The sequence below is a fragment of the Chengkuizengella sp. SCS-71B genome, from assembly GCF_040100845.1.
GTDB lineage: Bacteria > Bacillota > Bacilli > Paenibacillales > KCTC-33759 > Chengkuizengella.
Map to the genome: position 1 here is coordinate 274,698 of NZ_JAZHSH010000001.1, position 14,014 is coordinate 288,711.

The window sequence follows — 14,014 nt, forward strand, 5'->3', positions numbered from 1 at the left end:
GAGATGTGAATGGGAAATTATTATAAAAATATTTTGCTGGTTACAGATATGGACGGAACACTGTTAAACTCAGATAACAAAGTAAGTATGAATAATAAACGAGCATTAGAACACTTCGTATATGAAGGTGGATTATTTACTGTTGCGACAGGTAGGATGGAGAGATCGGTGATCCCATACTTAGATGATTTACCCATTAATGTTCCAGGTGTTTTATATAACGGTGGAGCATTATACGATTTTCAAAATCAAAAAATATTATGGAATCAAGGTTTGCCTGAAGACTTTTCATTATTATTGGAAGAAATAATACAAGCTTTTCCTGGTATTGGTGTAGAAATTTATATGAATCAAAATGTGTATTTCATCACACATAACGAGCACACAGACAGTCACCGTATAAAAGAAAAACTTAAAAAAAATACGCATTCACTTGAACAATTGCAAGGCTCTTGGCAAAAAGTAATGTTGGTTTGGGAGGCTTCATTATTAGATCAAGTAGAGTCTTTTTTGGAACAAAATTCCAGGGGGATAGATTGGGTAAGGTCGGAACCTCAGTTTCTCGAAGTACTAGCTAAAAATGTAAACAAAGGGAATGGGTTAATAAAATTAAAAAAACATCTGGATCTGTTAAATGTATCCACAGTTGCATTTGGAGATCATTTGAATGATATAACTTTGTTAACAGCCTCCGATTTAGGAATAGCTGTAGATAATGGTCATGATCAATTAAAGAGCATTGCTTGTTATAGTGGGAAACATCATGATGAAGATGCACTTGCCGCTATCATTTATCAAAAGAATCTAATATTTGATTTATTGGTGATGAAGAAAAATGAAGTAAAAGAAAAAAACCGCTTATGACGGATCATAGGCGGTAATATAGGAGAGAAATTATAATTAATGTGCAATTCTTTGTTGTAATTTTTTGTTTTGCTGTAAAGAAGGTTGTCGGGCTTTCCTTACTTTTTGAATATCCTTACGAATGTAAATAGAAGTGATCAGTGCTATGGTTAGAAATACGGCAAACACATAAAAAGTGGCGTTATAGCTGTTCGTAGTATCTCTTATATAAGCCACAAGCATTGGTCCGAAAACACCTGCCATTGACCAAGAGGTTAACAAATAACCATGAATGGCTCCTAGTTGTTTTGTTCCAAACATATCCCCAATAAATGCTGGTAAGGAAGCAAATCCTCCACCATAAATCGTCAGGATCGTAAATATGAGAATCATAAACAGGATCTGATTAGAAACAGATGGCAATAATAAGAATGCAATAAGCTGGATGGTGAAAAATGCAGTATATACATTTGTTCTTCCTAAATAATCAGATGCAGAAGCCCAGCCGATGCGACCCCCACCATTAAAAAATCCCATCAGACCTACCATACTTGCTGCTGCAACAGCTGTCATCCCTACTTTTTCTTGAGCCATGGGTGAAGCGACAGAGATCAGCATTATACCAGATGAAATATTCACAAACATCATGACCCATAACATCCAAAATCTTTTTGTTTTAACGGCTTCATTTGCTGTAAGCTGTGCTAAATCTTCTTTTAGTCGCATCGTTCCTTTTTCTGTTTTTTCCTTCATTCCTGCAGGCATCCAGCCTTCTTCAGGTTTAGAAATATAAGATGCTCCTGACAACATGAGGATAAAGTATGAGATACCTAAAATGTAAAACGTTTGTGAGAGACCCACATTTTCTATAAGATAATTGGCAATAGGACTACAGATTAATGCACCTGCACCAAAGCCCATCACGGCCATCCCAGTTGCTAACCCGCGATGATCTGGAAACCATTTGACTAAAGTAGAAACAGGTGATATATAACCAATACCTAGTCCCATACCACTGATCAACCCATAAGATACATAGTAACCTACTAATGATTCAAAATGAACAGCTATTCCTGTTCCGATTAAACCTGCGGCAAATAAAATAGCTGCAACTGTTGCTGAAAAACGTGGTCCTTTCTTCTCTACTAATCTACCAAAAAAAGCAGCAGACATTCCTAAACAAAAAATTGCAATTGTAAATGCAAGAGCGGTTTGTGTACTGTTCCATCCCAGTTGTTCAGCTAGAGGATTTTTATAAACGCTGTAAGCATACACCGAACCAATAGAAAGGTGAATTGCAACAGCGGATAATGCAATGAGCCAACGATTTTTAGCTTTCATGATAGCTCTCTCCTTTAATATTTGAAAATCCTTATTTATCTTTGTGTTCCATAAAAGTGATGAATATTTTATTCACAATATGTTTCTATTTAGATATCATGAAATCATGAATTGGGGTGGATTTCAGGGAGTTCCATCACTTTTATGGATTAAAATATTCTTTCAAATAAAGTATAAAACTTATAAAATGTTATGTCTGTGATTTTTTTCACAATAAAGAATATATACTTTTTTAAAAAATATATAAATTTAATCTTGACAATTACAACTGTACTATTTATTATTACAGTATAGGAAATAATTTCTTTATTTTTTTAGATTAAATGTAATAATTATAAATACAGTTTAAAGTGAAGGGGTTGAGAAGATGTGCTCATAGTAAAGATATAGTCCATATCTTTTTATACTAAATGTAACAATAATGATTACAGTACTTGTTCAACACTAAAAATAAAAAAACATTTATTAGAACAAATATATATCCGTCTTACTTTGATGTTATGCTCAAAATTTTATTTTTGGAGGGATTTAAATTGTCAGTATTATTTAATTCACCATCTATTGGTAAATTACAAATGAAAAACAGATTTACAGTAGCTCCTTTAACCCGTACAAGTGCTACACATGAAGGGGTTGTTACAGAAAAAAATGCGAAATATTATGCAAGATTCGCAAAAGGACAATTTGGGCTTATTATTACGGAGGGTACTTATACAGATGACCAACACAGTCAAGGGTATTTTAATCAACCTGGGATCATCAATCAAGAGCAAATAGACGGGTGGAAAAAGGTTGTAGATGCAGTTCATAAAGAAGGTTCAAAAATTATAGTTCAATTAATGCATGCTGGTGCACAAGCGGTAGGTAATCGTTTTACAGAACAATCCATTGCTCCATCATCTGTACTTTTAGAAGGTGAAATGGCCTGGAAGAAAACGCCTAAAGCAGCCTCTATAGAAGATTTAATAAAAATTAAAAATAATTTTGTGAAAGCTGCTTTAAATGCGAAAGAGGCTGGATTTGATGGAGTTGAACTTCACGGTGCTAACGGATATTTATTAGATGAATTTTTATTAACGTATACAAATAAGCGCCAAGATCAATATGGTGGTTCTGTACAAAATCGAGTGAGGTATTTAGTTGAAATTATTCAAGCAGTACGTGAAGCAGTAGGAGAGGATTTTATAGTGGGTATACGTTTGACCCAGAATAATCATATAGATGGATATACACATAAATGGGAAGAAGGAGATGCTGAAGTGATTTTCTCAAGTGTGAAAGATGCAGGCGTGGACTATATTCATACATTTCAATATGAGGGCTGGAAACCTGCGTTTGGAGAAAATTCCAAATCTCTTGCAACAGCAGCTAAAAAATATGGTCAGGTAACAGTGATTGCAAATGGGAATTTACATGAATTAAATAAAGCATCTGAAATGGTTCAAGACAAGGATGCTGATTTTATTGCTATAGGCAAACTAGCACTGTCAAATCCAGATTTACCAGTGAAAGCAAAAAATGGTGTACAATTCACACCATTTGATGCAGAGAAGTTCATCGGTTCTGATTATACCATTAAAGAGTTTGAATATCATATGTAACCAATTCTAAACATAACATATTGAAAATAATGATTTTAATAGGGGGATGAATGACAATATGAAATTGAAGACAGCAATTGTCACAGGAGCATCAGGTGGTATTGGATCTGCTACAGTGATTGACCTTGCTAAAGAAGGATTACAAGTGATCGCTGCAATGCGTAATCTAGAAAAAGGAAATAGGCTAAAACAGGAATTAGAAGAACTGGAACTTAGCCACTTAGTTAAATTTGAGCTACTAGACGTAACAGATGAATTGTCTATTCAGTCCTTCAAAAAGAAGTTGCATAACTATGATAGCATTGATGTGCTAATTAATAATGCGGGAACTTATGTAGCAGGATTTGCTGAGGAAGTTGGAATGAATAAATATAGAGAACAATTTGAAACAAATGTCTTTGGATTAATTGCAGTAACTCAGGCAGTGATACCTTTTATGAGAAAACAAAAGGGTGGGAAAATCATAAACATCAGTAGTATTGTTGGAGTCATGGCTTTTCCATCTATGGCGGCTTATGTCGCATCAAAATATGCTGTAGAAGGGTTTTCTGAATCCTTGCGTTTAGAATTAAAACCTTTTGATATAGATGTAGTGTTGGTTGAACCAGGAGCATATAATACTGGTATTGTAAACAATATGTTTGATATGGATACAGGTGAAGATTCTCCATACCTAAGTTTTAAGAAAAAGCAAATTGATGATTTTTCAAATATGAACCTTGGTAATCCTGAAGAGGTTGCTCAAAAAATATCTTCTATTATAAAATTAAACGAACCTTCACTTCGTTATCCAGTCGGAAAAGGAATTCAAGAGCAGATTAATGCCAAAAGAGAAACAACATGGCTAGATTGGGAAAAGAAGCTTATAGGGAATGCAGATAAATAAGATTAAAACATTAAAATATTAACTTAAATAATATTAATATAAAAAAATTGGAGGAATTAAAAGATGAAAGCAGTCGTTATTAATCAATATGGAGGAAGAGATCAATTACAAGAAATGGCGGTACCAGTTCCAAAGTTAAATGATAAGGATGTATTAATTGAAGTTCATGCGTCAGCCGTAAATCCAGTAGATATTTTTACTAGAGAAGGGTATCTTCAAGAAAATGTTCCACACCAATTCCCAGTTATTCTTGGACTTGATGTTGCAGGTATCGTTAAAGAAGTTGGGGCTTCTGTAACTAAATTTAAAGTGGGTGACGAAGTATTCAGTCGACCAGATATCGCTAGAAATGGAACTTATGCAGAGTATGTAGCAGTTGATGAGGACTATATAGCAAAAAAGCCATCAAACCTTACATTTGAAGAGGCTGCTTCTATTCCTTTGGTAGGCATTACAACCTACCAAAGTTTAGTAGATACAGCTGGTTTAAAACAAAGAGATAAGGTTTTAATTCATGCTGGGGCAGGGGGAGTTGGTACTTTTGCTATTCAATTTGCTAAAAGTAAAGGTGCTTATGTAGCAACTACAACTAGTGAGAAAAATGTTCAATTGGTTAAACAGCTTGGTGCGGATGAAGTGATCAACTATGAGACAACAGATTTTTCTGAAGTATTATCTGATTATGACATTGTACTTGATACATTAGGTGGGGACATACAGGAAAAGAGTTTAAAAGTATTAAAAGATGGTGGGACATTAGTTGCACTTAATCAACCACCTGCAGAAAATTTTGGAAAAGAGAAAAACATCAAAGCAAGTTTTATCTTTATGCAACCAAATGGAGAGCAACTTAAAGAAATTGGAGAGCTTATAGAAGCAAACAAAATTAAACCTATTATTGCAGAACAATTCAGCTTATCAGAACAAGGGATTCGTAATGCACATGAATTAAGTGAGTCAAAACGTGCTAAAGGTAAAATTGTTATTAAAATTAAATAAAAACATAAACATAAACATAACTTAATCATTAATAATAAATTAACATTAATATATATTGAACCTTTATCTTGGAATCAACAATTGACTTTTTCCAAGGTAAGGGACTGTATCCAAAAATATTTTGCGTACAGACGCCCACCTCTATAGGTGGGTCTTCAAATCAGGTGGAGTAGAGTCTCCATCTGATTTCTCGATGTTTAAGCAAAGCTTAAACGAGTTCACTTTTTTGTTTGTATTTTTAACATTTCTACACGATGAACCAGTAACTGTATTTCTCTAGACATTTTTAGTGTCCAAAAATAGTGTTCATTTAAATCGTTTTTTAATAAATAAATTTCTTGATGAAAGTAATTATATTTTTGAGCGATGTTCTTCAGAGTTTTTTCCTGATTTTGTACCATGTATTTAATGTTATTTGACGGTTCTTCATGAAACTGGGAATACATAAACGAATCAATTCTTTCATAACATAATTTTTAACAATGTTGAGAAATTTTAATAATGATAAATAAAAGCGTGCAACCCTATACATAAAAAAATACTTTAGCACATTCTATTGTTAATGTAATAGATTACATTTGTAAAATTCACAAATGACCATTGCTATTATATAGTAACCGATCATAATTCAACAATAGAAAATATCAAAAATATAGTTAATTTGGATTATATTTCACAAAAAAGACAAAAGATAATTTTTATAAGTGTTTTGAAAATAGTTTTCTTAAATAAGATAACGCTTACAAGAGTTCACTTCTCATTTTTTTTGATCTACTATGAGGTTCAAAAGCATAGTCTTGTATTAGAGCAGCAAAAAGGAGATGAGTTAGTTGGATATTTTTGTTGTAATTTTGGAAGCCATTTTAGGTCTTGCTTTTTTAGGTACAGGTTTTTCAAAGTTATTTGGTGCAAAGGCGATGGTAGAGGATTTTAGGCGATATAGTTTCCCAAAATGGTTTTTACCTTTTACAGGCTTTGTTGAAGCTGTAGGTGCTGTAGCGCTCATCACCGGCTTATGGCTTGATTCTTTAAGTGGTTTGGGTGCTTTATTGTTGGCTGTTACGATGTTTTTCGCTGTATTAACACATCTTGTAAGAGTGAAAGATCCCGTCTCAAAGGCATTACCTGCTTTTATGTTATTTGTAATCGCTTTGATTGTGACCATATCCAATTGGTCTGAAATGATGGAATTGTTTTAAGAGAAAAATCATTTTTGAGAGATATTGAAACGTGAAGAAGGGTTTTGAGGTTAGACCTTTCTCACGTTTTTTTGTTCTACTTTAAGAAAAGACAATTAAGATTGTCACAAATGTTATGCTGATTTCGTTTTAATAATTGAATAAACATAAATAAACTAATGGAGGTATTCAATATGGGTCAAAGATTAGAAATAGAACAAGGTGTATATAAAGCCATGATGGGGATGGAGAGTTATTTGAGTGAAAGTGAATTACCTAAAACGTTATTAGAGTTAATTAAAATGCGCTCTTCACAGATCAATGGCTGTGCATTTTGTATGGATATGCATGCTACAGATGCGATAACAAAAGGAGAAACTAGCCAACGTTTACATGTTTTGTCTGCTTGGAGAGAAACGCACTTTTTTACATCCGAAGAAAAAGCTGCACTGGCACTAACAGAAGCAGTAACCATTGTGCAGGATCATGAAAAGATTGAAAAGGCTTTTAAAGAGGCCAGTTTACATTTTGACAAGAAAAGATTAAATGATATTTTAGCAGCGATTGTGACTATCAATGGCTGGAATCGTATTGCCATTACGGCAGGAATGCCAATTGAGAAACAGTGAACTCGTTTAAGCAAAGTTTAAACATCGTGGAATCAGATGGAGACTCTACTCCACCTGATTAAAAGATCTCACCTATAGAGGTGGGCGTCTTAACGCAAAAGATTTAGTAGGATAAATACGAATAATGATTTATCTATTCCTAGCAGAAGCCCCCCACTTTAAACTGAAACAATGTGAAACGAGTGAAAGTTTAAGTGGGGGATGAATGCATCTGAAGAATGGGAATGACTATCTTGCCATACTAATCATGATCGTGCTATATATGTAATAATAGATTTTCATACGTTCTTTTTCAATGAACATTACATTTTTATTACGAAGTGTAAGGTGGAGGTAGGCTCAGTGAATAAACAATTAGAAGTGAAGATAGAAGAAATAGTAGGTCAAATACATAGAGTTAATGTACTTAATGAACAAGGCTGTACTTCAGAAGTACGTCAAATAATTACAGATAATGGATCCTATTTATTAAAAAGTTCGTTTGAGGGAAAATACCGAGAATGGTTAAAAAATGAAGCTCAGGTATTAGAAAAGCTAAATAATAGTAACCAAATTCCAGTCCCTATATACTATGGAAAAATTGAGGAAAAAGATAGTTCTCATTTAATTATGTCGTTTGAGAATGGAATTACACTAACTTCTGCTTTAAAGAAAGCGAAAAATAAAACAGAAAAGAAATCCTTAATTAGGAGTTTTGGACATCTACTTTATTGTCTTCATGAAACAAATCTAATTGAATCACTTAATCGTAAAAATGATTGGTTAGTTGAGCAACTGATAAAGGCTGAGAATTATGTGGAAAGTGGACAAACAGAAGGTAGCTTAGAACTGTTGCAGCAATTAAAATTGAATAAACCTCTATCATTAGAGCAAACGATGATTCATGGAGATTGTACAACTGATAATGTACTCGTATTAGATGGAGAGGTCAGATTATTTATTGATGTAGCTGGAATGACTGTTGGGGACCCTCGATATGATGAATCCTTAGCCATTAGCAGCTTTGTGAATAATGAAGAATACAAAAGTGCTTTTTATGAGGGTTATAAACGTTATAAGGTATCGAATGAAGAGTTTCAATATTTTGATGAGGGACTATATGAATTTTTCTAGCCTCAGCTTATTGAACTAAAGAGTGCTAGTTGAAGAGAATTTATGTAATATATAAAGGATAATAAGTTACAAGGTTTACAAGATAGTGATTCGTTTGTTGAGGTACATGTGTGGTACAATACATGCATTGTACTGGAGAAAGGTGTACCAACTAGATGACAGATAAAAACAAAGGAATCATTTTACTAATACTAGCAGCACTTGGGTTTTCATTGATGGCGATGTTCGTCAAACTTTCAGGTGATTTACCTACAACACAAAAAACATTTTTTAGAAATCTCATTTCTGCGATTATTTCTTTTGGAATGGTTGTTTATTATAAGGAGAGTTTGTTTGGAAAACGTGAGAATCAATCAATTTTATTATTAAGATCCGTTTTAGGAACGTTGGGCATTTTATTTTTCTTTTATTCCATTGATCATCTTGTTCTTTCAGATGCAGATATGTTAAATAAACTAAGTCCCTTTTTATTGATCATTTTCTGTTCTATCTTTTTGAAGGAGAAGGCCAAGCCTTACCAAATCATCTCAATTGTTATTGCTTTTATTGGGACGTTGTTCATTATTAAGCCGCAATTTTCCGTAGATGTTTTTCCATATATGATGGGAGTATTATCGTCCATATTTGCAGCAGGAGCGTATACAACTTTAAGGGTTTTAGGAAAGAAGGAAAAGTCTTATACTATTGTTTTTTATTTCTCAGCTTTTTCTACTATAATTTTGGTTCCTTTCTTGATCCTTTTTTATGAACCAATGAGTTTACAACAGTTGATCTATTTATTACTAGCAGGGGTCTTTGCAACAGTTGGGCAATTTGGAATTACACTAGCTTACAAATTTGCACCAGCAAATGAGATTTCTATCTTTTTCTATATGAATGTAGTATTTTCGACTGTGATTAGTATGATCATTTTCAGTCAAACACCAGATGTATTCAGTGTTGTTGGTTATATCGTCATTTTCAGCGCTGCCTTTTATATGTTTGTTAAAAATAATCATATAGCCAAAAATACGAATCCAATGACTCCTCCTAGTAAGCAGTAGTACAACATGGGCAGCAGCGTGTATCGAATGATTGTTCCTTCTTTTCCGTATAAATTGACTACAGATGCGGCAGCGACTACATTTAAAATACAGATCATGTTACCACCATTTGCTCCGAGTGCCTGTAACGATACAATGATATCTGGATTAGACCCAATTTGCTCCGCAGTACTGAACTGAAACAAAGAGAACATCATATTGCTGAAAGTTGCACTTCCGGAAATGAAAGAACCTAATGCCCCAACAAAAGGTGCAAATAGAGGCCAAGATTGACCAAGTGTTTCCGCAGCAGAGTTAGCAAGCTCAATAGGCATGCTTTCTAAACCGGACTTGTTAAGGCTTGAATTTATAAAAATCCGTACCATCGGAACGGCTGTCCCAAGTGCTATCAAACTGCCGATCATTGTTTTTAAGGATGTGTTGATAGTAGAGAAGACTTGTTGTTTTGAAAAACGATATATCATAAAGGAAACCATTACTGTAACGATAAAAATTGTGCCAGGTAAATATAACGGTTCAAGCTCTGTGCTAATTTCTGTACCAATAATATTTACCCATGAAATCTTAATAGATTTTAACCAGTCCTTGAATGGGAGAATTTCAATTCGGGTTACGACGAGTAATAAAAGTACAATTAAATAGGGAACCCATGCTTTGAATAAGGAGGGTTGGTTTATGGTATTGTTGCTTTGTTGAGGAGCATAATCTTTTGAATTTTCAAGTTCAAGTTCATATGGAATCTTAGGTAATAAAAACTGTTTTTTTGCAGCAAGAATGACTAATATTAAACCTATAAAACCCCCCATAATGGATGGGAATTCTGGTCCCAACAGTATTGCAACAAGCAATGATGAAATGGAAAAACTAAATCCAGCGAATAAAGCAAACTTCCATATGGCTAACCCATCTTTCCAGTTTTTATTTTTTCCAAAAAACTTTGTATAAATGACAACTAATAATAAAGGAATAAAGGAACCGACAAATAAATCGATCCAAGCCACTTGTACTGCAATGTTAGCTACATATTCCATTAAAGTTAACTGTTCATTTTGTAAATATGCATTTACATTTGGAGCAAGTGTACCTTCCGTTTGTAATCCTTGTCCGATTCCTACTAACATAGGTGTTCCCACTGCACCGAAGGTTACAGGTGCGCTATCAGCAACTAGTGTTAAAACTACAGCAGGTAAAGGAGCGAATCCAAGTGCGACTAATAGAGGTGCGCCGATAGCTGCAGGTGTACCAAATCCAGCAGCACCTTCAATGAAGGCACCGAACAACCAAGCTACAATAATGATCTGGACTCGGGCATCTGAACTAATCTTCATAAATCCTGTACGTATAGAGTCCATAGCTCTGCTATTTTTCAACGTATTTAGAAGAAGGATTGCTCCAAAAACGATATATAAAATGGAAAGAGCAATAATCACACCTTGTAAGGATGACGCCACGATATGTTGTAAGGGCACCTCCCAAAAGAAATAAGTAAATATGGCTGTGACCAAAAAACTGATCGGCATTGCTTTTGCAGCTGGAATGCGCAAAATAACTAAAAAAATAAACACGGATAGGACAGGCATTAATGCTGTGATCCATTGTAAACTGTTCATGTTATGTAATTCCTTTTCGTATGGTTATTGTTATTAAGTATTTGAATTTTGTAATTATTTTAAATATTGTATCATAAAAAAACCTTCTAATTCACATTATTAGTGATTTAGAAGGTTTTATGGTTCTATGATTTACTTGGGTGTGGATCATGTTATTGCATTTAATATTGTATTCAAAACGCCCAATTTCCGTTACGGAATAGTGGTTCTCTTTTTCCATTCGCTGTTTCACCGTCAATGTTCATTTCAGCAGACCCTATCATGAAATCTTCATGTACGAGACTATCATTTGCTCCTAGTTGGTCTAATTCTTCTCTAGTCATTTGGGTGCCCCCTTCTAAGTTGAACGCATAAGCACTACCGATCGCAAGATGATTAGAAGCATTTTCATCAAATAACGTATTGTAAAAAATGAGTTTGGAATTTGAGATAGGAGAATCGTTTGGAACTAGCGCAATTTCACCTAAAAAGTGTGAACCTTCATCTGTTTCAATCAAAGTTTTTAGACTATCATAACCCTGCTCTGCTTCAAAATCAACGATTTTCCCGTTTTCAAAAGTGATTTTAAAGTTATCAATTAAATTACCACCATAACTTAGTGGTTTTGTGCTGGAAACATATCCATTAACACCTGTTTTTAAAGGCAGAGTAAATACTTCTTCTGTAGGAATGTTAGCAAAGAATTCGATTCCTTGTTCATTCAGCGAGCTCCCGCCTGTCCAAAGATGTTTTTCATGAAGCTCTATTGTTAGTTTTGTACCAGGTGCTTCATAATGTAAATACTTGTATTTTTTCTTATTTAAAAAGTCTGCTTTGTTATGCAAATTTTCATCATGTTCTTTCCATGCTTGAATAGGGTCCTCTACATCTACTCTGGCAATCTTGAAGATGGCATCCCAAAGCTTTGCAATCTGTTCTTCCTCTGGAACGTTTGGAAATACTTTAGCTGCCCATGCTTTTGATGGTGTGGCTAAAACATTCCAGCTTGTTTTATCAGCTTGGATATACTGACCGAATTTCTTATAAGCTTGTCCTGCGGCTTTTTGAAATGCAGCAATTTTTTCTGTGTTGACCCCTTTTAATAAATCTGGATCGTCTGAAACTATGGATAACACTGCAGTACCTTCCTCAACAAGTTTCGTCTGACCATCGGCTTTCCAAGTAGGAAAGTCTTGAAAAGATTCTAACGGTGCTAGATCATACTTGATACGGGTGATTTGGCTATCTCTCCAGTCTACGATTACATCCTTTGCTCCAAGTTCATAAGCTTTTTTTGTGATTAAACGAACAAAATTTGAACTTGTAAGATCACATCTTATTAATAGTTTTTGACCTTTTTGAATATTGACACCATTTTTTAGTGCAATTTCAACATATTTTTCAAGATTATGCTCAAAATGATTCATATATAAATCCCACCTTTATAAAAAATATAAAACCCCACTTCAAATGGAAAAAAACAAAAGTGGGGGAGATTACTTTATCATATTTGTTTAAAAAGCCCAATTTCCGTTACGGAATAATGGTTCTTTTTTTCCATCCGCTGTTTCACCATCAATGTTCATTTCTGCTGAACCAACCATAAAGTCTTGATGTACTAAACTATTGTTTGCACCTAATTCAGCAAGCTGGTCTCTTGTCATTTGCTTCCCATCTTCAAAGCTGAATGCATAGGCACTACCGATTGCAAGGTGATTAGAAGCATTTTCATCAAATAACGTGTTGTAAAAAATAAGATTGGAATTTGAGATCGGTGAATTATGTGGAACTAGCGCCACTTCACCTAAAAAGTGTGAACCTTCATCTGTTTCAATCAAAGTTTTTAGAGTATCATAACCCTGTTCTGCTTCGAAATCTACGATTTTCCCATTTTCAAAAGTGATTTTAAAGTTATCAATTAAATTACCACCGTAACTTAGCGGCTTAGTACTGGAAACATAACCATTAACACCTGTTTTCAAAGGTGCTGTGAATACTTCTTCTGTTGGAATGTTAGCAAAGAAATCGATGCCTTTTTCATTTGGTGAGCTTCCACCTAACCATAAGTGTTTTTCAGGTAATTCGATCGTTAATTTTGTTCCTGGTGCTTCATAATGCAAAAATTTATATTTTTTCTCATTTAAAAAGTCTGCTTTGTCATGCAACTTCTTATCATGGTCTTTCCATGCTTGGATAGGATCATCCTGATCAACTCTTGCAATACTAAAAAATGCATTCCAAAGCTTTTCAACCTGCTCCTCTTCTGGAACATCAGGGAACACTTTTGCTGCCCATACCTTTGATGATACACCAATGATATTCCAGCTTGTTTTATCCGATTGGATATACTCACGGAATTTACTTAATGCTTGACCTTGAGCTTTTTGAGCTGCGGCAATCTTTGGAGTTTCAACCCCTCTTAATAAATCTGGATCATCAGAATAGATGGAAAGAACAGCAGCCCCTTCTTCTACAAGCTTTGTGTAACCTTGTGCAACCCAGGCAGGGAATTCTTGAAAGGACTCTAAAGGAGCGTGATCGTATTTAATACGAGTAATCTCGCTATCCTTCCAATCAACAATGACATCCTTTGCACCTAACTCATAAGCCTTTTTGGTTAATAAGCGTACGAAATCCGCAGCAGTTAGCCCACAGCGTATTAGAAGTTTTTGGCCTTTTTGAATATTGACGCCTACTTTTAATGTAACTTCAGCGTATTTTTCTAAATTACGTTCAAAATTACTCATTAATAAAATACCACCTTCATGGGAATTTTTTCATTATATGTATGT

General features: G+C 34.3%; 12 protein-coding genes. 8 read left to right on the top strand and 4 right to left on the bottom strand.

Annotation, left to right across the window (positions count from 1 at the left end; all coding sequences use genetic code 11):
* Nucleotides 1–9: 9 nt before the first annotated feature.
* Nucleotides 10–864, top strand: a complete 855-nt coding sequence (locus tag VQL36_RS01330) for an HAD family hydrolase (RefSeq protein ID WP_349247583.1) — start codon at nucleotides 10–12, stop codon at nucleotides 862–864.
* Nucleotides 865–900: 36 nt separating this feature from the next.
* On the opposite strand, the gene VQL36_RS01335 is transcribed toward VQL36_RS01330, so the two are convergent.
* Nucleotides 901–2,184 carry an OFA family MFS transporter gene (locus tag VQL36_RS01335; protein ID WP_413789463.1) on the bottom strand — a complete coding sequence of 428 codons (1,284 nt, stop codon included), beginning with the start codon at nucleotides 2,182–2,184 and terminating at the stop codon, nucleotides 901–903.
* 533 nt (nucleotides 2,185–2,717) lie between these two features.
* Between VQL36_RS01335 and VQL36_RS01340 the strand changes: the two genes are divergently transcribed.
* The 7 genes from VQL36_RS01340 to VQL36_RS01370 all read left to right on the top strand — a co-directional run bounded on the left by VQL36_RS01340 (nucleotide 2,718) and on the right by VQL36_RS01370 (nucleotide 9,633).
* On the top strand, nucleotides 2,718–3,785 hold the full coding sequence (locus tag VQL36_RS01340) for an NADH:flavin oxidoreductase (RefSeq protein ID WP_349247584.1): 1,068 nt from the start codon (nucleotides 2,718–2,720) through the stop codon (nucleotides 3,783–3,785).
* Nucleotides 3,786–3,843: 58 nt separating this feature from the next.
* Nucleotides 3,844–4,671: an SDR family oxidoreductase gene (locus VQL36_RS01345; RefSeq protein ID WP_349247585.1), complete on the top strand. Its 828-nt coding sequence runs from the start codon at nucleotides 3,844–3,846 to the stop codon at nucleotides 4,669–4,671.
* A gap of 63 nt (nucleotides 4,672–4,734) precedes the next feature.
* Nucleotides 4,735–5,670 carry an NADP-dependent oxidoreductase gene (locus tag VQL36_RS01350; RefSeq protein ID WP_349247586.1) on the top strand — a complete coding sequence of 312 codons (936 nt, stop codon included), beginning with the start codon at nucleotides 4,735–4,737 and terminating at the stop codon, nucleotides 5,668–5,670.
* A gap of 830 nt (nucleotides 5,671–6,500) precedes the next feature.
* Entirely contained in the window at nucleotides 6,501–6,869 is a 369-nt protein-coding gene (locus VQL36_RS01355) for a DoxX family protein (protein WP_349247587.1), read from the top strand.
* Between the two features lie 173 nt (nucleotides 6,870–7,042).
* Nucleotides 7,043–7,477: a carboxymuconolactone decarboxylase family protein gene (locus VQL36_RS01360; RefSeq protein WP_349247588.1), complete on the top strand. Its 435-nt coding sequence runs from the start codon at nucleotides 7,043–7,045 to the stop codon at nucleotides 7,475–7,477.
* A gap of 342 nt (nucleotides 7,478–7,819) precedes the next feature.
* Nucleotides 7,820–8,590, top strand: a complete 771-nt coding sequence (locus VQL36_RS01365; protein WP_349247589.1) for an aminoglycoside phosphotransferase family protein — start codon at nucleotides 7,820–7,822, stop codon at nucleotides 8,588–8,590.
* Between the two features lie 155 nt (nucleotides 8,591–8,745).
* On the top strand, nucleotides 8,746–9,633 hold the full coding sequence (locus VQL36_RS01370; protein ID WP_349247590.1) for a DMT family transporter: 888 nt from the start codon (nucleotides 8,746–8,748) through the stop codon (nucleotides 9,631–9,633).
* Here the strand turns inward: VQL36_RS01370 and VQL36_RS01375 are convergent.
* The 3 genes from VQL36_RS01375 to VQL36_RS01385 all read right to left on the bottom strand — a co-directional run bounded on the left by VQL36_RS01375 (nucleotide 9,585) and on the right by VQL36_RS01385 (nucleotide 13,969).
* Entirely contained in the window at nucleotides 9,585–11,243 is a 1,659-nt protein-coding gene (locus tag VQL36_RS01375) for an L-lactate permease (RefSeq protein ID WP_349247591.1), read from the bottom strand. The two genes, VQL36_RS01370 and VQL36_RS01375, sit on opposite strands and share 49 nt — an antisense overlap.
* Nucleotides 11,244–11,416: 173 nt before the next feature.
* On the bottom strand, nucleotides 11,417–12,649 hold the full coding sequence (locus tag VQL36_RS01380; protein ID WP_349247592.1) for an aminopeptidase: 1,233 nt from the start codon (nucleotides 12,647–12,649) through the stop codon (nucleotides 11,417–11,419).
* An 87-nt stretch (nucleotides 12,650–12,736) separates the two neighbouring features.
* A complete protein-coding gene (locus tag VQL36_RS01385) occupies nucleotides 12,737–13,969 on the bottom strand; it encodes an aminopeptidase (RefSeq protein ID WP_349247593.1) in 1,233 nt (410 codons plus the stop codon).
* Nucleotides 13,970–14,014: the final 45 nt, after the last annotated feature.